Origin of the sequence: Pseudomonas sp. BIGb0164, assembly GCF_024810135.1 — a bacterium.
Taxonomy (GTDB): domain Bacteria; phylum Pseudomonadota; class Gammaproteobacteria; order Pseudomonadales; family Pseudomonadaceae; genus Aquipseudomonas.
On record NZ_JANUEA010000001.1, the window covers coordinates 670,501 to 691,061 of the forward strand.

The window sequence follows — 20,561 nt, forward strand, 5'->3', positions numbered from 1 at the left end:
TAAGAAAATGGACCCTGCCATGCGCCTTCTTGCCTCAACCACCTTTACCCTGACCCTCACACTCAACCACGCCCTGGCCGCGCCACTGGAAGGCGGCGCCGTCGCGGCACCGGACGAATATGGCGCACAGGTCGCAGCCCAGGTGCTCAAGGCCGGAGGCAATGCGGTGGACGCCGCGATTGCCACCGCCTTTACCCTGGCCGTCACCTACCCCGAGGCCGGCAACATCGGCGGGGGCGGTTTCATGACCCTCTACATGCACGGCAAGCCCTACTTCCTCGACTACCGGGAAACGGCCCCCAAGGCCGCGACCAAGACCCTGTACCTGGACGCCAACGGCGAAGTCATCGAAAACCTCAGCCTGATCGGCACCCGCGCCGCCGGCGTACCCGGCACGGTGATGGGCTTGTGGGAAGCCCATCGACGCTTCGGCAAGCTGCCCTGGCGCGAACTCGTAGCGCCGGCTATCGGCTATGCCAGCCAGGGCTTCAAGGTGGCCGGCCAGCAGTTCCAGTACCGTCAGAACGCGATTGCCCTGTTCAGCGGCAAAACCAACTTTGGCGACTATTTTGGCGCGATGAAACCGGGGGCCACCTTCCGGCAGCCGGAACTGGCCAACACCCTGCAACGCATCGCCGCCAACGGCCCAGATGAATTTTATAAAGGCCAGACCGCCAACCTGTTGGTGGCACAGATGCAGCGTGACGGTGGGCTGATCACCCATCAAGACCTGGCGGACTACCACGCCCTGTGGCGCGAGCCCATGCACATCGACTGGCAAGGCAATCGCCTGTACACCGCGCCTTTGCCCAGTTCCGGCGGCATCGCGCTGGCCCAGTTGCTGGGCATGAAGGAGCAGCGCACAGCGGATTTTGCAGGTGTGCCACTCAACTCTGCGCGTTACCTGCACCTGCTGGCAGAGATCGAAAAGCGCGTGTTTGCCGACCGCGCCGATTACCTCGGCGACCCGGACTTTTCCGAGGTGCCCGCACAGCGCCTGACTGACCCTGCCTACATCGCGCAGCGCGCGGCCCAGATCAACCCGGATGCCCTCTCGCCCACCGAGCAGGTGCGCCCCGGCCTTGAGTCCCACCAGACCACGCACTTTTCGATCATCGATGCCGAGGGTAACGCCGTCAGCAACACCTACACCCTGAACTGGGACTTCGGCAGTGGCGTGGTGGTCAAGGGTGCGGGCTTCCTGCTCAACGACGAAATGGACGACTTCAGCGCCAAACCGGGCGTCGCCAATGCCTTTGGCGTGGTCGGCAACGATGCCAACGCCATCGCCCCGGGCAAGCGCATGCTCTCCTCCATGAGCCCGAGCATCGTCACCCGCGACGGCAAGGTCAGCCTGGTGCTGGGCACGCCAGGCGGTTCGCGCATCTTCACGTCGATCTTCCAGGTGCTGAACAACGTCTACGACTTCCACCTGCCGCTGGACAAAGCCGTGGCCGCGCAGCGCGTGCACCACCAGTTGCTGCCCAAGGACACGCTTTTCTATGACGCGTATGCGCCGCTGACCGGCGAGGTTGCCCAGCAACTGCAACGCATGGGCTACGTGCTCAAGGACCAGGGCTGGTTGATGGGCGACATCCAGGCGATCCAGGTCAACGGCCGCACCGTGCAGACCGCTTCGGACCCACGGGGCCGTGGCGTGGGGTTGGTGGTACGACCTTAACTGTCGATCACCCGCTGCAAGTGGATCGCCAGCTCCGTGGCAAACCGGCGCTCCGGGGTCTCCACATCAATACCGAACAACTCCTGGATCCGCGCCAGGCGATAGCGCAGCGTGGTCACGTGCACGCCCATCGCATCGGCGCAGGCCTGGCTGCGGCAGCTTTCGCGCAGGTAGGCGGTGAGGGTTTCCAGGTAGGGCGTCTGGTGCTTGCGGTCGTGTTCCAGCATGGCGCCGACGCTCTCATTGACGAAGGTACGGATGTCTTCGCCGCCCACCGCAGCCACGAAGATCGGGATGGGCCCGAAGTCCTGGTCGGAGATCGGCCCGCTGCGGCCAAACGAGCGGGCGATGTCGATCAGGCGGCGGCAACGTTCCCAGGCGCCGGGGTAATCGGTCAGGGCGTGGCAGACGCCGCTGGCCAGCAAGAGCGGCTCGCCGCCCAGGTAGTGGGCCAGGTCTTCGGCGATCTGGCGCTTGACCTTGGCCCGGCGCTCGCGGCCCTTCTCGCCTTCGGCGGGCACCAGGCACACCAGGCCGTTATCGACACTGATGACGGTGGCCGGGATCGCTGCGCGGGCCAGGATGCGCGCAACGTTGTGGTGCAGGTTCTTGGCTTCACGGGCCTTGGCGCCGTAGTCGATGATGATCATCTGTTGCGCCTGGTTGAACTGGATGCCCAGGCGCTGGGCGCGTTGCTGGATGTCATCGGCATCGCGCCAACGGCCTTCGAGCACTTCGAACAGCAGTTCGGTCTGGGTGCGGGTCTCGAAACGGAAGCGGATAAAGCTGCGCATCATCTGCACGCTGAGGGCGAACTTGGCGCTTTCGAGCATCAGCAAATCCAGTTCATTGACCGGCGCCGCCACCGGGAACAGCACCAGCGCCCCCACCAGTTCATGGTCGACCATCAGCGGTTCGATCTGCGCCCGCAGGGTGAACTGGCGCTGGCCGTCGTCGAGAAACAGGTTGACAGTGTTCCGCAGGGCGCTGCGCAGGCTGTCCTGGGCAGTCTTGGTGATCTGCACACTGAGCACGCCGGCCGCAGCCGCCTGCCAGCTACTGTCGTCGAACAGCGCGGTGTCCGGTGAGCGCCCCGCCACCACCTGGTTGGCGGTGAAGTCCACCGCGATCACCGGGTTGGGCAACTGGTTGCCCACCATCAGCGACAGCGACCCCACCGAACCGCCACCCAGCACGTGCTCCAGCATCGAGGTGTGCACATGCAGCGCCTGCTGCATGCGTTCGGCAGCGCGGCGTTCGGCTTCCAGCTGGCGCTGGCGTTCCACGGCGATGGCGCCCAGGTGGATGATCATGCCGAGGAACACCCGGTCTTCTTCGGACACGTCCATCAAGGTGCGGGAAATCACGCTGAGCACCATGGGCCGGCCGTCGAAGTCGGTGCAATTCATCGGCATCACCATCACCGTGCGGTAGTCGCGCTCCACCGATTCGCGGCGATAGCCCGGGTACTCGCAATCACGCACGTCGCGGATAAACACCGGTTCGTTGCGCTGCAACGCGGTCATCACCGGGCTGGAGGACAGCTCCCAACTGTCCACCAGCGGGCGCTGTACCAGGGTGGGGTCGTGACGGGCGATCACATGGCCGAACCCCGCCTCCATGTCGATGGCCATGATCGAACTCATGGTCCAGTGGGTGTGGCGGCAGCTGGCGTACACCAGCTGGTGCAGCATCGACTGCAAGTCGCCGCCGGAGTTGATCTGGCTGGCCACGTCGCGCAGCGACAGTATCTGCATTTCTCGATTCAAGGCGCTCACCTGAACGGGTGGAACATGGCAGCCAAGATGCCTGCCCGGCCCGCCTGATACTTGCTCCACTTCGTAGCAATGTCTACTGCTTTTATGCATCGAAACGACGGAAGACGGGTTTTGCCTTTGCCCATAGCCTTGGGTCAAACCAACAGCCACAAGGGCGACACCTCATCATGAATCTGGACAATCTGGGCGTCAGGAAATACTGCACCTTCATCGAAGAAACCTTTATCGAAGGGGGCAAGGACGCCGGCAAACCCATCACGCTGATCGTGGTGGCCGCCATCTTGAAAAACCCCTGGGCCGGCCAGGGCTTCGTCGAAAACCTGCGCCCCGAGATCCTGCGCCTGGCCCCCGGCCTGGGCCACGAAATGACCCGCCGCCTGATTGCGCTGATGCCGGGAGGCAAAGTCGAAGCCTTTGGCAAGGCCGCCGCCGTGGGCGTCAACGGTGAGATCGAGCACGCCTCGGGCCTGATCCACACCCTGCGCTTTGGCAACCTGTTCCGCGAAGCCGTGGAAGGCACCGCCTACCTGAGCTTCACCAACACCCGCAACGCCCCGGGCGCCCTGCTCGCCTTGCCGATGGTGCACAAGAGCGAAACCGGCAAGCGCTCGCACTTCCTCACCGCCAACTTCCAGGTGGCTGATGCCCCGGGGCCGGATGAGGTGCTGATCGCCATTGGTGCGTCCGACGGCTCCCGTGCTCACCCGCGCATTGCCGACCGTTATCAGGACATGGCGGAGATGGAAGCCGAACAGCCCAAGGACTGAGCCCTGCGCTGAAACCGCGCAAAACTTTCCAGCGTTTTACCCGTGATCGTCGCAAGCCTGGGGTAGGAACCGCCCGTAGGCTTGCTTGACACCCCAACAACAGGAGCACTCCGATGCCGAGTACCGACAACGTTGCAGCCGTCGACCCAGGTGCCTTGCGCCAGGCCTTCGGCACCTTTGTGACTGGCGTGACCGTGATCACCACCCATGACGCCGACGGCAACCCTCGGGGCATGACTGCCAATTCGTTTACCTCGGTTTCCCTCGACCCACCGCTGCTGCTGGTGTGCGTCGGGAAATCCGCCGCCAGCCACGGCGCGTTTGCGGCCAGCGAACACTTTGCCGTCAACCTGCTGCATGAAGGGCAAGTGGATGTCTCCGGCACCTTCGCCTCCAAGTCGCCGGACAAGTTCCACACCGTCAACCACGACACCGTGCACACCGGTGCGCCCATCCTCACCGACAGCCTGACCTGGTTCGACTGCAGCGTGCACCAGCGCATCGACGCCGGCGACCACCTGGTGCTGATCGGCCAGGTGCGCGCCTTCGGCACCAGCCCCAAGTTGCCCCTGTGTTTCTGCCGGGGACGCTACGCGAATATCCAGGACCCGCTGCCGGCCAGCTGGCTGGACTCGCACAAGATGATCATCGGCTACCTGATCGAAACCGACGGCGCAATTCTGTTCCGCGCCGACGGCCAGGGCGGCTGGACCCTGCCTGTGGCGGGCAAGCGCAAGGGCTTTATCGATGCCGGCAGCAGCGCTTTGCCGGTGGAACTGGAATCGACCTTCTTGTATTCGGTGTTCGACGTGGATGACACCGACCCGGGCTTCCTGATCTACCGCGCCCAGCTTGGCGCGTTGGCCGCCGAACTGCCCGACACCCTGCGCTTCTTCCCGCTGGACGACCTGCCCATCGACCTGATGCCGGTCAACGAACTGCGCTCGGTGGTGCGGCGCTACGCCCGCGAACGCGAGAACCAACAATTCGGCATCTACACCGGCTCCGCCGCCAGCGGGCGCATCGCGATGCTCGAAAACGCCCCGCTTTGAACCGCACACACAGGACATTTGCATGAAAACCACGGTCAGCGCCCTTGAGGGCAATCGTCTCAACCTGTTTATCGACGGCCGCTTCGTCGAACCGGCCAGCGGCACCTATGTCGACAGCTTCGACCCCACCACCGGCCAGGCCTGGTACCAGTTCGCCCAGGGCGACGCCAGCGATGTCGCTCGCGCGGTGGCATCGGCCAAGCGCGCCTTCCACGACCCGCAATGGCGTGACATCACGCCCACCGCACGGGGCAAGCTGCTCTATCGCCTGGCGCAACTGGTGGCCGAACACGCCGAGGAACTGGCCCTGCTGGAAACCCGTGACAACGGCAAGCTGCTGCGCGAGATGAGCGCGCAAATGAGCGCCCTGCCCGACGCCTACACCTACTTCGCCGGCATGGCCGACAAGCTGCAAGGCGAGGTGATCCCGGTCAACAAGCTCAACCAGCTCAACTACAGCAGCCGCGAGCCTCTGGGCGTGGTCGGCATGATCACCCCGTGGAACTCGCCACTGATGCTGCTCACCGGCACCCTGGCGCCGTGCCTGGCGATCGGCAATACCGTAGTGATCAAGCCGTCGGAACACGCCAGCGCCTCGACCCTGGCCCTGGCCGAATTGATCATCCAGGCGGGCTTCCCGGCTGGCGTGGTCAACGTGGTCACCGGCAACGGCGCGATCACCGGCGATGCCTTGACCCGCCACCCGGACATCGCCAAGTACGTGTTTACCGGCAGCACCGACACCGGCCGCCGTATTGCTGGCAACGCGGCGAACAACCTGGTGCCGTGCCAGATGGAGTTGGGCGGCAAATCACCTCACGTGGTGTTCGCCGACGTCGACATCGAGAAAGCCGTCAACGGCGTAGTCTCGGGGATTTTCGCCGCAGCCGGGCAAAGCTGCGTGGCCGGTTCGCGTTGTTTTGTCGAGGCGTCGATCTACGACCAGTTTGTGGAAGCACTGGTGGCGCGCACGCAAAAAATCACCGTGGGCCATCCGATGGAAGCCAATACCGATATCGGCCCCTTGGCGTTGCAAGCCCAACTGCAAAAGATTGAGGGCTATATCGCCAGCGGCCTGCAGCAAGGCGCCCAGGCCGCGATCGGTGGTAAGCGCCCCAGCGCGGCACACCTGAGCGAAGGCTGGTACTTCGAACCGACGGTGATGGCCAACGCCCGCAACGACATGCCGTTCATGCGCGACGAGCTGTTCGGGCCGGTGGTGGGCGTGATGCCGTTCAGTTCCGAAGAACAGATGATCAGCCTGGCCAACGACACCTCCTACGGCCTGGCCTCGGGCATCTGGACCCAGAACATCGATCGCGCCCTGCGCTTTGCCAACCGCATCGACGCGGGCACGGTGTGGATCAACACCTACCGCAGTTCGGCCTACATGTCGGCCAACGGTGGCTTCAAACAGAGCGGCTACGGGCGACGCGGCGGCTTTGATGTGATGCGCGAGTTCTCCCGCGCCAAGAACGTGATCATCGACTACTCCGGCGAGATGCAGGACCCGTTCGTAATTCGCCTGCGCTGATTATTCAAGGAGCCTCACATGAAATTTGCCGTATCCCTGAGCATGGAACGTTTCTCCCCGGACGTGCCGATGCAGACCGTCATGGCCAACCTGCTGGAGCTGGCGAAGATCGCCGACGAAGGCGGCTTCGAAACCCTGTGGACGTCCGAGCACCACACCCTGGAATGCACCATCGCGCCCAACCCGTTCCAGACCCTGACCTGGCTCGGCCAGCACACCGAGCGCATCCGACTGGGCACCGCGACCATCGCGGCCGCCTACTGGCACCCGATCCGCCTGGCCGGTGAAGCGGCGCTGTGCGATCACTTGACCAAAGGCCGCCTGGAATTCGGTATCGCCCGGGGTTCCTACCAGTACGAATTCGACCGCATGACCCCCGGCCTGCAACAGCAGGAAGGCGTCGGCTACATGAAGGAGCTGGTGCCGGCGGTGCAGAAACTCTGGGCCGGTGACTACGCCCACGACGGCCACTACTGGAAATTCCCGCTGACCGCTGCGGTGCCCAAACCCTTGCAAAAGGACCACCCGCGTATCTGGGTGGCCGCGCGTGACCCGGGCACCTTCGACTGGGCGGTGGGCATCGGTGCCAACATTCTCTCCACCCCGCTCTCCTTGCCCGCTGCGGAAATTGCCGTGCTGGGCGAGAAATTCAACAAGGCCGTGGCCGACAACCCCCACGTGCCGCGCCCGCGCTTCATGATGCAGCGGCGCACCTGCGTCTACGCCAACCCGCAAGACTGGCAAGTGCCGGTGCAGCACAGCATGGACTTTGGCCGTGCGTTCGAGAACCTGATGCAGAACGTCGGCACCGTGCACAACGGTTTCCCCGAGCCGGTGCCGTTTGAGGCGGTGCGCGGCAAGGAGAACTACAACCCGGACAACATCCGCCGCAACCTGATGTTCGGCACCCCGGACGAAATCATCGCCAAGCTGCTCGACTATGAAGCGGCCGGCGTCGATCAATATTGCCTGGGCCTGACCTTCAACCTGCCGTTCGAATTGCAGAAGCAGACCCTGCGCCTGTTCATCGACGAGGTGATGCCAGTGTTCGCCGAGCGCGAGCGCGTCAAACGTCGCGAAACGGTGGCGGGGTAAGCCATGGGCGACGCACAACAACTCAGCGTGGCGAATGTCACGCTCAACTACCGCCTCGATGGGCATGGGCCTCGGCCATTGGTGTGCATCCACGGCGTGGGTTCCAGCCTGGACGCCTGGGCTGAGGTGGTGCAGGGCTTGAAGGACGACTTCACGGTGCTGACCTTCGACCTGCGCGGCCACGGGCAGTCGTCGCGCACGCCAGGGCGCTATGAGATCGACCATCTGGTCGGTGAAACCCTGGCGCTGGCCGAACACGTGGGTTTCGGGCAGTTCGACCTGGCGGGGTTTTCGCTGGGGGGCCTGATCGCCCAGCAACTGGTGCTTACCCATCCTGAGCGGGTACGTCGGCTGGTGCTGTTGTCGACCGTGGCCGGGCGTAATGCCGAAGAACGTGAGCGGGTCAAAGCACGCCTGGTCGCGCTGCAAGCCGGTGAGCCTGTGGCGCATTACGAAGCCTCGTTGGCGCGCTGGTTGACCGAGGCGTTCCAGGCACAGAACCCGGATGCCGTGCTGCGCTTGCGGCAACTGAATGCCGCCAATGACCCAGGGTGTTACGCCGCGGCGTACCGAGTGCTGGCCGAATCGGATTTCGGCGCGCAACTGGGGCAGATCCACTGCCCGACACTCATTGCCACCGGCGCCGATGACCTCGGCTCCAACCCGCGCATGGCGGCGTTCATGCACGCGCAAATCCAAGGCTCGGCCCTGCGGATTCTGCCGGGGCTGCGCCACTGCATCCTGATAGAGGCACCGCAGCAAGTGGCGGCGCTGATGCGCGACTTTTTAACCGATTCGGAGACCCACCATGGATAAGTCATTGCAGGCCAGTGGCGAGCGCGTACGCCGCCACGTGCTGGGAGACGCCTACGTCGAGCAGGCCCTGGGCCGGGCCGACGATTTCTCGCGGCCGTTCCAGGACGTGTTGAATGAATATTGCTGGGGCATGGTCTGGACCGACGACGCCCTGGACCTCAAGCAACGCAGCCTGCTCAACCTGGGCATGCTCGCGGCGCTGGGGCGCATGGAGGAGTTCGGGGTGCATTTTTGCGGCGCCCTGCGCAACGGTTTGACCGATGAGGAATTGCGCGCAGCCCTGGTGCAAATCGCGGTGTATTGCGGCATTCCGGCGGGCGTCGAAGCCTTCCGCGTAGCGCGCAAGGCCCGGGAAGGCATGGCCCCGATGGAATCGCCTACCGGCTGACGCCCACCCCTTGCACCCGCCCCACGCTCATGCTGTAACTGCTTTGTCGAACAACAAGAAATTTTTGCGTTGCCCCTTGCGACTGCACCACCGACGGACCTTTGACTGCCAGTAGCCCAAAAATTTCTCTTGATGAAATTTCCGCAGATAGCAAAACAACAATTGGAGGCAATTGGTGAGCGAACGACTAAAGATCGAGAACCTGTATAAGGTGTTCTCTTCGGCGCCCGACCGAGCCATGCAGCTCTTGACCGCTGGCGCCACTAAAGACCGGATCCTGGCGGAGACCGCCACGGTGGTCGGCCTCAACAACGTATCGCTGTCGATCCCCAGCGGCGCGATCTACATGATCATGGGCTTGTCCGGCTCGGGCAAATCCACCCTGGCGCGGTGCATCAACCGCCTCAACGAGCCGACGGCGGGCAAGATCCTGCTGGACGGCCGGGACCTGGTCACCCTCAACGAAAACGAGTTGCGCGACGTGCGCCGCACGCGGATTTCCATGGTGTTCCAGCACTTCGCGCTGCTGCCGAACAAGACCGTGATCGAAAACACCGAGTTCGGCCTCAAGCTGCGCGGCGTGCCCCTTGCCGAACGGCGCAAGCGTGCCCTGGAGGTGCTCGGGGTGGTCGGCCTGGCCAAGTGGGCCGATCACCACCCTCATGAGCTGTCGGGCGGCATGCGCCAGCGCGTGGGGCTGGCGCGGGCGCTGACCACCGACGCCGACGTATTGATCATGGACGAGGCGTTCAGCGCCCTCGACCCGCTGATCCGCACCGAGATGCAGGACGAGTTGCTGCGCCTGCAGCGCACGCTGAAGAAAACCATCCTGTTCATCACCCACGACTTCCAGGAAGCCCTGAAGCTGGGCACGCGCATCGCGATCATGGCCGACGGCCAAGTGGTGCGCGAAGGCACGCCCCAGGAAATCGTCGCCGACCCGGGCAGCGATTATGTGGCCGGGTTTACCCGGGAAGTGGACCGCTCGCGGCTGTTCGATGCGCGCTCGATCATGCAGCCGGCCAGCACCCTGCTGGTACAGGGCGACACTCGCGTGGTCGGCAATGACAGCGCCAATGCCTTTGTACTCAACGCGGCCGGCAAGGCCGTGGGCGTTCTGGATGCCGGCGCGTTGCTGGCGGTGGGCGCAGGCGGTGATGCCTTGCAGCGCCTGTCGCCGCAGTTCGTCAGCGTGCCGGCCAGTGCCAAGCTGGTGGAAGTGGCGCGCCTGCTCAAACCGGGCCATCCGGTGGCGGTCGCCGACGCCGACGGGGTGTTTATCGGCACCTTGAACAGCGCCCATATCCTCGATTGCATCGCCAGCGTCCCGCCCCCTCGCCCTGCCGTTTCGGAGGTTGCACACCATGCTTAAGTCAGAAGACCTCGCTGTTTTTCCCGTGGACCAGTGGATCAGCGGGGGCGTTGAATGGATCGGCATCCACCTGCGCCCGATCTTCCAGGCCATCCGTTGGCCGGTGGAACACTTGCTGGGCTTCAGCGACACGCTGATCCACGCCATTCCGTTCCCGGTGATGGTGGTGCTGATGTTCCTCATCGCCTACCGCGCCGCCACCCTGGGCGTGGCTATTTTCAGTGCCGTTGCGCTGGTGGTGATTGCCGCCTTGGGCGTGTGGGACGAAGCCATGACCACCCTGTCGCTGATCACTACCGCGATTGTGATCTGCATGGTAGTGGGCATCCCGGTGGGTATCTGGTGCGCGCGCAGTGAACGGGTGTGGGCGGTGATGCGACCGATCCTCGACATCATGCAAACCACGCCGACCTTCGTGTACCTGGTGCCAGTGGTGATGCTGTTTGGCGTGGGCACCGTGTCGGGTGAAGTGGCGGTGGTGATCTCGGCATGCCCGCCGCTGATTCGCTTTACCTACCTGGGCATCCGCATGGTGGAAACCGAGCTGGTGGAAGCCGGCCTGGCGTTCGGCGCCGACCGCAAGCAGTTGCTCTGGGAAATCCAGTTGCCCCTGGCCGTGCCGACCATCCTTGGCGGCCTCAACCAGACGGTGCTCACCGCCATGGTGATGTCCGTCGTCGTCGCCATGATCGGCGCCGAAGGCCTCGGCCTGGTGGTGCTGCAAGGCCTGGGACGCATGGATGTAGGCCGCGCTGCGGTCGGCGGGATCGCCATTGTGTTGCTGGCGATGATGCTCGACCGCATCACCCAGAACCTCGCGCAGCCCACACCGGGCAAGCGCAAATCGCTGTTCAAGCGGCTGTTCACCCTGCGGGCGGTCAGCGCATAACAAGAAATCATGAACGTCGTTTTTTGACTGCCATCCCTTAACCATAACGAGAAAAACAAAGAGGAAATCATGATGCGTCCATTCAACGCCTTGCTCGGATTTGCAGCCGTGCTGTACCTGGGGAGCACTTCGGTCATGGCCGAAAACCTGCCCGGCAACGGCAAGACCATCCGTTTCGTGCAGTCGGAAAGTACCGGTGGCAACTACGTCATCACCAAGATCGCCATCGAGGCCGCCAAGCGCCTCGGCTACGGGAGCAAGCTGAGTACCGTCAACACCACGCTGTTCTTCCCGGCCGCCGCCCAGGGTGACCTGGACCTGTCGATGGACGTGACCCTGCCGCAGCTGCAACCCAGCTTCGACAAGGTCAAGGACCGCACCGAAGTGGTCGGCGGCGGCTCCATCACCGGTGCCGGCTACAACGGCTACATGATCGACAAGAAAACCGCCGACGCGTACCACATCACCAGCCTTGAGCAGTTGAAAGACCCGAAGATCGCCGCGCTGTTCGGCAAGAATGGCAAGGCTGACCTGATCAGCTGCGACCCGGGTTGGGGCTGTGGCGATGTGGTGGATTACCAGCTCGACAAGTTCGGCCTCAAGGCCACTGTGAACCCGGTGCGTGGCAAGTATGAAGCGCTGATGTTCGAAAACGTTGCGCGCCTCAAGCGCGGCGAGCCGGTGTTTTTCTATGCCTGGGCGCCGTCGTGGATGACCAACACCATGGTCCCCGGCAAGGACGTGGTGTGGTTGCCGACGCCGTTTGATGCCTTGCCGGGCAACGTGCCGAGCACCACCAGCGCCCTCACCCCAGGCGTGGAAGGGTGTGCAGGCGGCGCCGACCCGTGCCGCATGGCGATGGCCGCGTGGAACTGGTACGCGATTGGCAACAAGCAGTTCATCGCAGCCAACCCGGCGGTGAAGGCGCTGGTGGAACAGATGACATTCCCGCAGTCGACCTGGAGCTACTGGGAAAAAACCATCAGCCAGGAAGGCTCCAGCGAACGCAACATTCGCAAGCTGGCGGATGACTGGATGAGTGAAAACAAAGCCACCTTCGACGGCTGGGTCGCCACCGCCAAAGCCGCCAAATAACCCGGCATGTAACCCGTTCTCCTGTGGGAGCCGGGCTTGCCCGCGATGGCATCACCTCGGTATAGCAGTTGCACCGAGGCGCCTGCATCGCGGGCAAGCCCGGCTCCCACAGAAATCACCGGAAATGGCACCTGCAATCAGAAAAAACCCACTGCCCCACCCCCGCCAAACCCGCCTTTTCTTGCGCTGCCCTGCCCTAGCATGACTGCACTCAGACGATTGGGAGCCACCACCATGACTTACAAACACCCACTGCTGTTCAAGGCGCTGTGCTATGTCGACGGCCATTGGGTCCACAGTGACAGCGCCAGCACCCTCGCCGTGTACAACCCGGCGACCCAGGACGTGATCGGCCATGTGCCGATGCTCGAACAAGCGCAGATAACTGCCGCCGTGGAGGCCGCGCATCGCGCCTTCCCGGCTTGGCGCGAACAGAGCCTTGACGCCCGCGCAACCGTCCTCAAGCGTTGGGCCAGTCTGATCCTGGAACATCAGGAAGACCTGGCGCGCATCCTGAGCCTGGAACAAGGCAAATCCCTGGCCGAGTCCCGGGGCGAAATCGCCTATGCCGCCAGTTTCATTCCCTGGTTTGCCGACGAAGCCCGGCGGCTGTACGGGCAGAACATCCCCAGCCATATTCCCGGTGCGCACCTGGGCACGCTCAAGGAGCCGGTGGGCGTTTGCGCGCTGCTGACGCCGTGGAACTTTCCTTCGGCAATGATCACGCGCAAAGCCGCTGCTGCCCTGGCGGCCGGTTGCACGGTGGTGGTCAAGCCGGCCCATGAAACGCCCTACTCGGCCTTTGCTCTGGCGCAACTCGCCGAGGAAGCCGGCTTCCCGGCCGGGGTGTTCAACGTGGTGCTGGGCGAGCCGCAGATGGCCATGCAAACCCTGGTGCAGGACAGCCGCGTGCGTTCGGTGAGCTTCACCGGCTCGACCCGCGTGGGCAAGCTGGTGCTGCAAGCGGCCGCCCAGGACGTGAAGAAGGTCGCCTTGGAACTGGGCGGCAATGCGCCGTTCATTGTGTGTGCCGACGCCGACCTGGGCCTGGCGGTAAAGGTCGCGGTGGAGGCCAAATTCCAGACCTCCGGCCAGGACTGCTGCGCCGCCAACCGCATCCTCGTCGACCGCGCGATCTACCCCGCCTTCCTCAAGCGCTTTGCCGCCGCCGTGCGCGAACTGCGCGTGGGCCCTGCGCTGATAGGCGGCGAAGAACATGCCGTGGACGTTGGCCCGTTGATGCATCAGGCCGCGTTCGATGTAACCGTCGCGCGGGTGGAAGACGCCTTGCAGCTGGGCGCGCAACGCCTGGTGGGCGGTGAAGCCCATGCGCTGGGCGGCTTGTTCTACCAGCCCACGGTGTTGGCGGATGTCACGCCCGAGATGCGCATCTACCGCGAAGAAAACTTTGCGCCGATTGCCGGGGTAATGCCCTTCGACAACCTGGAGCAGGCGATTGCCTTGGCCAACGACACCGAGTACGGCCTGGCCGCCTACATTTGCTCCAACCGCCTGGACCTGATCTACCCGCTGATCCGTCGCCTCGACCACGCCATGGTCGCGGTCAACGGCGTGAAGTTCACCGGCCACCCGATTCCGTTCGGCGGCATGAAAGCCTCGGGCCTGGGCCGCGAAGGCGGCACCGAGGGCTTCGAGGCCTTTGTCGAAACCAAATACTTTTGCTTGCACCACCAAGGACAATTCAAAGGAGACTCGCTATGAACCACGAACTCGACCACCTGTTCGCACAGGACCGCGCGCACTTCATGCACCCGTCCACCCACGCCCACGACCATGCCAGCGGCGCGCTCAAGGGCCGTATCATCCAGAGCGCGTCGGGCATCCGCATCCGTGACCATGAAGGGCGTGACTTCATCGACGCGTTTGCCGGGCTGTATTGCGTGAACATCGGCTATGGCCGTACCGAAGTGGCGGACGCGATCTACAAGCAGGCCAAGGAGCTGGCCTACTACCACACCTACGTCGGCCACTCGACGGAGGCGATTATCGAGCTGTCGAGTCGCATCATGGACTGGGCGCCGGAAGGCATGAAAAAGGTCTACTACGGCCTGTCGGGCTCCGACGCCAACGAGACCCAGATCAAGCTGGTGCGCTACTACAACAACGTGCTGGGCCGTCCGCAGAAGAAGAAAATCATCTCCCGCGACCGTGGCTACCACGGCTCGGGCATCATGACCGGCAGCCTCACGGGCCTTGCCGCATTTCATCAGCACTTTGACCTGCCGGAGCAAGGCATCCAGCACACCGTGTGCCCGCACTGGTACCGCAAAGCCCCGGCGGGCATGGATGAAGCCACGTTCGTGCGGTACTGCGCCGATGAGCTGGAAAAGATGATCCTTGCCGAAGGCCCGGACACCGTGGCCGCCTTCATCGGTGAACCGGTGATGGGCACCGGCGGCATCGTGGTGCCACCGGCCGGTTACTGGGCGGCGATCCAGGCGGTGCTGCACAAATACGATGTGCTGTTGATTGCCGATGAAGTGGTCTGCGCATTTGGCCGCCTGGGGTCGAAGATGGGCAGCCAGCGTTACGGCATGCGCCCGGACCTGATCACCACGGCCAAGGGCCTGACCAGTGCCTACGCACCGTTGTCGGCGGTGATCATTGGCGAGAAAGTGTGGGACGTGATCGAAAAAGCCTCCACCACCGACGGCGCCATGGGACACGGCTGGACGTATTCGGGGCACCCGATCTGCGCGGCGGCGGCGCTGGCGAACCTCGACATTCTGGAGCGCGAAAACCTCACCGAAAATGCCGAGCAGGTGGGCGCGTACCTCAACCGCCGCCTGCGCGAAACCCTCGAAGGCCACCCGCTGGTGGGCGAAGTGCGTGGCGACGGCATGCTCGCCGCCGTGGAGTTCATGGCCGATCGCGAGCAACGCACGCCGTTCGATGCCGGGTTGAAAGTCGGCCCGAAAGTCTCGGCGGCCTGCCTGGAGCGCGGCATGATCGCCCGGGCCATGCCCCATGGCGACATCCTTGGCTTTGCTCCGCCGTTGATCCTCACACGGGAAGACGCGGACCTGATCGTCGACATCACCCAGGGTGCGATTGACCAGGTGGCGGGGGAAATCCTCGGCTGAACACGGCGTACGCTCGACGGATGTGCGTTATCGTTGACGACCATCGCTGGCAAGCCAGCTCCTACAGGGGGCTGGCGAAACGCGGAACCCGTGTAGGAGCCGGCTTGCCGGCGATGGCCGTGAGGGCGCCGCCTTACTATGGCCTGTGGAGTTTTTCCTTGATGCACAAGCTTGACCGTTATGACCTGAACATTCTGCGCATCCTTTCCGAGGATGGGCGCATCACCAAGTCCAGCCTGGCCGAGGCGATCAACCTGTCGGTCACCCCGGCCTGGGAGCGGGTGCGCAAGCTGGAGAACGCGGGCCTGGTCAAAGGCTACCGCGCGGTGATCGATTGGAACCAGGTGTTCAAGAGCCAGCAGTTGCTGGTGGAAATCACCCTGGCCCGCCACACCGCCCAGGACATGCGCCGCTTCGAACACCGCATGGGCGACGCGCCGGAGGTGGAGTTCTGCTACGCCACCGGCGGCGGCGTGGACTACATCGCGATGATTCGCGCCGCCGACATCGACGCGTACCAGCGTTTCATCGACCAATTGCTGCTGGAAGACCTGGCCATCGAGCGCTACTTCACCTACATCGTGACCAAGACCATCAAGACGCCGGGGGCGCTACCCGCTCAAGCCGTCAACGCGACGACTCAGGACTGATCACACTCGGCAGGCCGACTTGCAACAAGTAGCCTTCCAACCGCGCCCCCTCATCGGACGAAAAGATCGCGCCGATATAGCCATCCGGGCGCACCAGCACCCGATCCCCTGCGGCCAGCCCGTAGGCGTGTTGCATCTGCCCTTGGTCATCAATCACTTCCCCTTGCAGGCCAACGTGGTGGATTCGCAACCCTGGCCTTGGTGCCACGTCGGCCGACGTGCCGGCCACACACAGCAGCGTCCAATGCGGGCCAGCGTAGAGGTCAAACAGGCGTAGCGATTGGCCTGCCGCGCCGCGCAGCCGTGCATCCGGCGCACGCGCACCGGCGCGGTCCGCCCGACCCGCCGCCAGCGAGGAATGGGGGTAACCAATGTCCAGTTGATGCACTTCCCGGCCCCGGCGCACGTCGCCACGTTGCAGGTTATCGAGCAGTTGGGTGGATAAACCCAGTACCGAGGCCGCTACCGGCCGGCGTTCTTCTTCGTAGCTGTCGAGCAACGCTTCAGGTGCGCCGTTGGCCACCGCCGCCAGTTTCCAGCCGAGGTTGTAGGCATCCTGCACGCTGGTGTTGAGCCCCTGGCCACCGGTCGGCGGATGGATGTGCGCGGCGTCCCCGACCAGAAACACCTGGCCGACACGGTACTGATCGGCCAGCCGCGCATTCATGCTGTAGGCCGACGCCCAGGACACCGCGTGCACCTGAATGTCATCGCGCCCGGTGCGCTGGGCCACCATCGCGGTCAAGCCTTCAGCACTGAGGTCCACCTCGGCGTCCAGGGCAATCGGACCTTGAATCTGGAACAGTTGCGTGCCGGCCAGCGGGCAAATGGCAATCTGACGTTGTGGGTCGCCCTCGCCAAAACAATGCCAATACGTCGACGACAGGCCTGACAGCTGCACGTCCGCCACCAGCGCACGCACGCCGAGGGTCTTGCCCGGGAAGCCGATATTCAACGCCTGGCGCACGAAGCTGCGCCCCCCGTCGGCCCCCACCAGCCAGCGCGTACGCAGTGTTTGCGGGCCTGCGCGGCCATTGAGCTGCAGGGTCACGCCGTCCGCGTCTTGCTCAAACCCTGTCAATTCACAGCCAAACACTGGCCGGTGGCCCAGTTCGAGCAACCGCTCGCGCAGCACCTGTTCGGTCAGGAATTGCGGCACCATCAGCGGTTGCTGATAAGGCTCAGCCGAAGTCGCGGCACTGTGTTCGATGGGATCGGCGTCGAGGGTGCTGCCGTCGTCGCGGTAGCGCCGCTCAGTCGGATAGACTCCACCCATGGCGAACAGGCGGTCGAGTACGCCGAGGTCTTCGAAGATTTCCTGCGACCTGGGCTGGATGCCTTTGCCACGGGAACCGTGGAAAGGCTGGTGGTTTTTCTCGATCAGACGAAAGCGGATACCGCGCCTGGCCAGGTCTATCGCCAAGGTCAAGCCGGCCGCACCGGCACCACAAATCAGAACATCGACCGCGCATTGCTCGTTCATAATGACCACCTATATGTGCAATATGCACATATTAAGACGGAGAAACACAGTGTCAAGAAAAAGCGTGCAAAACGCACATATGAGCGCTCAGCTGCGTGATTTGCATGGGTCGTTGGTTGAGATCGTGGGGGTGATGAACCGCCCCCAGCGCGATGAAGCGATGGTGCGCGAGGCCGGAATTTCCTTGGACCGCGCGCTGTTTCCCCTGCTGGTGCTGGTAGAACGGCTGGGCCCTATCGGCGTGGTCGAACTGGCCGACCGCGTCGGTCGCGACTACACCACGGTCAGCCGGCAAGTGACCAAGCTGGAAAGCCTCGACTTGATCCAGCGCCAGGCAAGCGCGCTCGACCGCCGCCTGCGCGAGTCGGTGATTACCGAAAAAGGCAAAGTCATGACTGACCGAGTTGACGCCGCGCGCGAACGCATTGGCGTGTCGATCTTTTCCACTTGGGACGAAGGCGACTTTGACAACCTGGTGCGCTTGATGCGCAAGTTCGCCGAGGAGCTCAAGGACGATTCTGCACGTGCCACCCAGGACATGGGCTGAGTCGATGCGGCTGCCAGCGCCGTGGTTCGGGCCACGGCGCGAATGACGATTCCTCGCTATCGTTTGTCGTTTTTGCGCTATATCCCACCATTACGACAACCCCAGACTGATGCCATTGGGTCAGAGGAGTCGTACCGTGGAAAATCGCCAGACACTGGATAAAACAGCCACCGTGATGATGGTCGTGGTGTGTGCCATCTGGGGGCTACAGCAAGTGGCGATCAAAGTGGCCGCCCAGGATGTTTCGCCGATGCTGCAAATCGCCCTGCGCTCCGGGGTTGCCGCGGTGATGGTGGGCCTCTTGTTGACCTTGCGTCGCTACCGCGAAAAGTGCCACTGGCAGACCTGGCGAGGCGGCGTGGTGGTCGGGGTTCTGTTCGCCGTCGAGTACATCGCGGTGTCGGTGGGGCTGAGCTACACCTCGGCTGCGCACATGGTGATTTTCCTCTACACCGCGCCCCTATTTGCCGCCATCGGCCTGCATCTTCGCTTTGCCAGTGAGCGCCTGAGCCGCCTGCAATGGCTGGGCATCCTGATCGCCTTTATCGGTATCGCCATCGCCTTTTATACGCCAGGCAAACCGGGCGATGGCTGGGTCACGCCGCAGCGGATGGGGGATGCATTGGGCGTGGTCGGTGCCATCGCCTGGGGCGCGACCACCTTGAGTATTCGCTGCTCAAGGCTGACGGATGCGCCGGCACCCTTGACGCTGTTCTACCAACTCGCCGGCGCTTGCATCATCCTCGGGCTGGTGGCGCTGGTCACCGGGCAAACCCGGTTCCACCTCTCCGGCATCGCGTTTGCCAGCCTGGCATTTCAGACCGTGGTGTTCTCGTTCCTGAGCCTGCTGGTGTGGTTCTGGTTGCTAAGCCGTTACTTGGGGTCGCGGCTGGGCGTGCTGTCGTTCCTCACCCCGTTGTTTGGCGTGGCGTTCGGCGTATGGCTGTTGAGCGAGCCGCTGGAGTCGACGTTTGTGCTCGGCTCGCTCCTGGTGTTGGTCGGCATCGTGGTGGTCAGCGGGCATGATGTGTTGCACGGGGACAAAGCTGTCGCACGGTTATCGACCTGAAAAATATTCAGGACAAAAAGTATTGTTGTTGTACACAAAATATCGCTAAAGATTTCCCCGCATCGAGCCGAAACAGACAGTGATAGCAAATCGCCGCCTCTCGCCCGGAGTCGACGGTTTGGCCGCCCTCCCCGCTGATGGTCGTCTCGATGAAAATAAAAAATAAGCTAGTGCTTGCTTTCGTATCCGTCGCGTTTATCCCGGTCAGCCTGGTCGCGGTGATCTCCGTCATGAACACACGGACCCAGGCGGTCGAACAATTCATTGATGGCAGCACCCGTGAAATACGCCAGATCGATGGCAACATCCGGCAGTTCTTCGATGGCACGCTGCAGAACGTCGATCAAATGTCCGCAGATCCTGTATACACTTCCGTGAACACTCTAAAGGATTACCAGCCTGCCAACGCGGCCAGCCAGCCGATGCCAGCCCAGGCCCAGCAGGTCATCGACCAGTTTGCACGGTTTGGTGCAACCCACCCGTCTGCCGCCATTTTGTCCATCGGCCTGGAGGACGGCACTTACGCCAAGTGGCCGGATGACCCACAACTGGCCAAGTACGACCCGCGCACCCGCCCCTGGTACAAGGCCGCCATGGCCAGCCCCGGCAAGACGGTGCGCACCCCTGCTTATTATTACGACAAGGACGACGTGGCCCTGGTGGGCACCGCCCGCGCCTTGCTGGATAACACCGGCAAACCCAAGGGCGTGTTCGTGGTGAGCGTGTCGCTGAAAAACCTCACCGAGTTGCTCAAGAGCATCAAGCTGGGCGAAAGCGGCTACGTGATGCTGATCGAAGACGGCGTGGTGCTGGTGGACCCGCGCAATGCCGCGCACAACTTCAAGCCCCTCAAGGACCTCGGCGCGCCGTATGCACACCTGGCCGAAACGCCCCAGGGCTCCACCGAAGTGGTGATCGACGGGGTGCGCTACATGGCCAACGTCTGGACCTCGCCGGGCCTGGGCTGGCGCTATGTCGGCCTGATCGAATACAACGAAGTGATGGCCGCCGCCACGCGCATGACCTATATCACCACCGCGATCGTTGCGGTGCTGGTGCTGATCTTCGGGCTGATTGCGGCGGCGTTTTCCAAGGTGATCGTCAAGCCCATCGGCCAGGTGAGCACCGGCTTGCAATCGATCGCCCAGGGCGAGGGCGATTTACGCCACGAGTTGCACGTACAGGGCAAGGACGAAACCGCCGAACTGGCGGGCTGGTTCAACAAGTTCCTCGCGGCGATC

17 protein-coding genes and 1 pseudogene are annotated in these 20,561 nt (G+C 63.4%); 16 read left to right on the top strand and 2 right to left on the bottom strand.

Annotated elements, in window-relative coordinates:
- Positions 1-19: 19 nt before the first annotated feature.
- Positions 20-1,681 (top strand): gamma-glutamyltransferase, encoded by a 1,662-nt coding sequence (ggt, locus tag M2394_RS02935; RefSeq protein WP_259171569.1) that lies wholly within the window; start codon positions 20-22, stop codon positions 1,679-1,681.
- On the opposite strand, the gene M2394_RS02940 is transcribed toward ggt, so the two are convergent.
- Positions 1,678-3,450 carry a helix-turn-helix domain-containing protein gene (locus M2394_RS02940; RefSeq protein ID WP_405046543.1) on the bottom strand — a complete coding sequence of 591 codons (1,773 nt, stop codon included), beginning with the start codon at positions 3,448-3,450 and terminating at the stop codon, positions 1,678-1,680. The genes ggt and M2394_RS02940 overlap by 4 nt on opposite strands.
- Before the next feature lie 176 nt (positions 3,451-3,626).
- Here M2394_RS02940 and M2394_RS02945 point away from each other — a divergent pair, with 176 nt between their 5' ends.
- From M2394_RS02945 to M2394_RS03000, 12 genes are all read left to right on the top strand, one after another.
- Positions 3,627-4,226 carry an amino acid synthesis family protein gene (locus M2394_RS02945; RefSeq protein WP_259171571.1) on the top strand — a complete coding sequence of 200 codons (600 nt, stop codon included), beginning with the start codon at positions 3,627-3,629 and terminating at the stop codon, positions 4,224-4,226.
- Positions 4,227-4,339: 113 nt separating this feature from the next.
- Positions 4,340-5,278: a flavin reductase family protein gene (locus M2394_RS02950; protein ID WP_259171572.1), complete on the top strand. Its 939-nt coding sequence runs from the start codon at positions 4,340-4,342 to the stop codon at positions 5,276-5,278.
- A gap of 22 nt (positions 5,279-5,300) precedes the next feature.
- Positions 5,301-6,812, top strand: coding sequence for an aldehyde dehydrogenase (locus M2394_RS02955; protein ID WP_259171573.1), 1,512 nt, complete (start codon positions 5,301-5,303; stop codon positions 6,810-6,812).
- 18 nt (positions 6,813-6,830) lie between these two features.
- Positions 6,831-7,907 (top strand): LLM class flavin-dependent oxidoreductase, encoded by a 1,077-nt coding sequence (locus tag M2394_RS02960; RefSeq protein ID WP_259171574.1) that lies wholly within the window; start codon positions 6,831-6,833, stop codon positions 7,905-7,907.
- 3 nt (positions 7,908-7,910) lie between these two features.
- Complete coding sequence (locus tag M2394_RS02965) at positions 7,911-8,723, top strand: alpha/beta fold hydrolase (protein WP_259171575.1); 813 nt, start codon at positions 7,911-7,913, stop codon at positions 8,721-8,723.
- Positions 8,716-9,111, top strand: a complete 396-nt coding sequence (locus tag M2394_RS02970; protein ID WP_178926123.1) for a carboxymuconolactone decarboxylase family protein — start codon at positions 8,716-8,718, stop codon at positions 9,109-9,111. The genes M2394_RS02965 and M2394_RS02970 overlap by 8 nt, the downstream gene beginning before the upstream one ends.
- A gap of 175 nt (positions 9,112-9,286) precedes the next feature.
- Positions 9,287-10,483 (top strand): glycine betaine/L-proline ABC transporter ATP-binding protein, encoded by a 1,197-nt coding sequence (locus tag M2394_RS02975; RefSeq protein ID WP_259171576.1) that lies wholly within the window; start codon positions 9,287-9,289, stop codon positions 10,481-10,483.
- Positions 10,476-11,372, top strand: coding sequence for a proline/glycine betaine ABC transporter permease (locus M2394_RS02980; RefSeq protein ID WP_259171577.1), 897 nt, complete (start codon positions 10,476-10,478; stop codon positions 11,370-11,372). Before M2394_RS02975 ends, M2394_RS02980 begins: the two co-directional genes overlap by 8 nt.
- Before the next feature lie 69 nt (positions 11,373-11,441).
- Positions 11,442-12,467, top strand: a complete 1,026-nt coding sequence (proX, locus tag M2394_RS02985) for a glycine betaine/L-proline ABC transporter substrate-binding protein ProX (RefSeq protein WP_259171578.1) — start codon at positions 11,442-11,444, stop codon at positions 12,465-12,467.
- Positions 12,468-12,701: 234 nt separating this feature from the next.
- Positions 12,702-14,189 carry an NAD-dependent succinate-semialdehyde dehydrogenase gene (locus M2394_RS02990; RefSeq protein WP_259171580.1) on the top strand — a complete coding sequence of 496 codons (1,488 nt, stop codon included), beginning with the start codon at positions 12,702-12,704 and terminating at the stop codon, positions 14,187-14,189.
- Positions 14,186-15,571, top strand: a complete 1,386-nt coding sequence (locus M2394_RS02995) for an aspartate aminotransferase family protein (protein WP_178924845.1) — start codon at positions 14,186-14,188, stop codon at positions 15,569-15,571. The genes M2394_RS02990 and M2394_RS02995 overlap by 4 nt, the downstream gene beginning before the upstream one ends.
- Positions 15,572-15,732: 161 nt before the next feature.
- Entirely contained in the window at positions 15,733-16,221 is a 489-nt protein-coding gene (locus M2394_RS03000; RefSeq protein WP_178924843.1) for an Lrp/AsnC family transcriptional regulator, read from the top strand.
- On the opposite strand, the gene M2394_RS03005 is transcribed toward M2394_RS03000, so the two are convergent.
- A complete protein-coding gene (locus tag M2394_RS03005; RefSeq protein WP_259171581.1) occupies positions 16,199-17,704 on the bottom strand; it encodes an FAD-dependent oxidoreductase in 1,506 nt (501 codons plus the stop codon). The two genes, M2394_RS03000 and M2394_RS03005, sit on opposite strands and share 23 nt — an antisense overlap.
- 79 nt (positions 17,705-17,783) lie before the next feature.
- Between M2394_RS03005 and M2394_RS03010 the strand changes: the two genes are divergently transcribed.
- From M2394_RS03010 to M2394_RS30415, 3 genes and pseudogenes are all read left to right on the top strand, one after another.
- On the top strand, positions 17,784-18,251 hold the full coding sequence (locus M2394_RS03010; protein ID WP_256732946.1) for a MarR family winged helix-turn-helix transcriptional regulator: 468 nt from the start codon (positions 17,784-17,786) through the stop codon (positions 18,249-18,251).
- Between the two features lie 136 nt (positions 18,252-18,387).
- Positions 18,388-19,320, top strand: a complete 933-nt coding sequence (locus M2394_RS03015; RefSeq protein WP_259171582.1) for a DMT family transporter — start codon at positions 18,388-18,390, stop codon at positions 19,318-19,320.
- Between the two features lie 230 nt (positions 19,321-19,550).
- Positions 19,551-20,555 (top strand): annotated as a pseudogene (locus tag M2394_RS30415) (cache domain-containing protein); the annotation flags it as partial.
- Between the last annotated feature and the right edge of the window lie 6 nt (positions 20,556-20,561).

Bases quoted from the DNA above. Each gene is read 5' to 3' on its own strand.
- ggt (WP_259171569.1), top strand. From the start codon at position 20: ATGCGCCTTCTTGCCTCAACCACCTTTACCCTGACCCTCACACTCAAC.
- M2394_RS02945 (WP_259171571.1), top strand. From the start codon at position 3,627: ATGAATCTGGACAATCTGGGCGTCAGGAAATACTGCACCTTCATCGAA.
- M2394_RS02950 (WP_259171572.1), top strand. From the start codon at position 4,340: ATGCCGAGTACCGACAACGTTGCAGCCGTCGACCCAGGTGCCTTGCGC.
- M2394_RS02955 (WP_259171573.1), top strand. From the start codon at position 5,301: ATGAAAACCACGGTCAGCGCCCTTGAGGGCAATCGTCTCAACCTGTTT.
- M2394_RS02960 (WP_259171574.1), top strand. From the start codon at position 6,831: ATGAAATTTGCCGTATCCCTGAGCATGGAACGTTTCTCCCCGGACGTG.
- M2394_RS02965 (WP_259171575.1), top strand. From the start codon at position 7,911: ATGGGCGACGCACAACAACTCAGCGTGGCGAATGTCACGCTCAACTAC.
- M2394_RS02970 (WP_178926123.1), top strand. From the start codon at position 8,716: ATGGATAAGTCATTGCAGGCCAGTGGCGAGCGCGTACGCCGCCACGTG.
- M2394_RS02980 (WP_259171577.1), top strand. From the start codon at position 10,476: ATGCTTAAGTCAGAAGACCTCGCTGTTTTTCCCGTGGACCAGTGGATC.
- proX (WP_259171578.1), top strand. From the start codon at position 11,442: ATGATGCGTCCATTCAACGCCTTGCTCGGATTTGCAGCCGTGCTGTAC.
- M2394_RS02990 (WP_259171580.1), top strand. From the start codon at position 12,702: ATGACTTACAAACACCCACTGCTGTTCAAGGCGCTGTGCTATGTCGAC.
- M2394_RS02995 (WP_178924845.1), top strand. From the start codon at position 14,186: ATGAACCACGAACTCGACCACCTGTTCGCACAGGACCGCGCGCACTTC.
- M2394_RS03000 (WP_178924843.1), top strand. From the start codon at position 15,733: ATGCACAAGCTTGACCGTTATGACCTGAACATTCTGCGCATCCTTTCC.
- M2394_RS03005 (WP_259171581.1), bottom strand. From the start codon at position 17,704: ATGAACGAGCAATGCGCGGTCGATGTTCTGATTTGTGGTGCCGGTGCG.
- M2394_RS03010 (WP_256732946.1), top strand. From the start codon at position 17,784: ATGAGCGCTCAGCTGCGTGATTTGCATGGGTCGTTGGTTGAGATCGTG.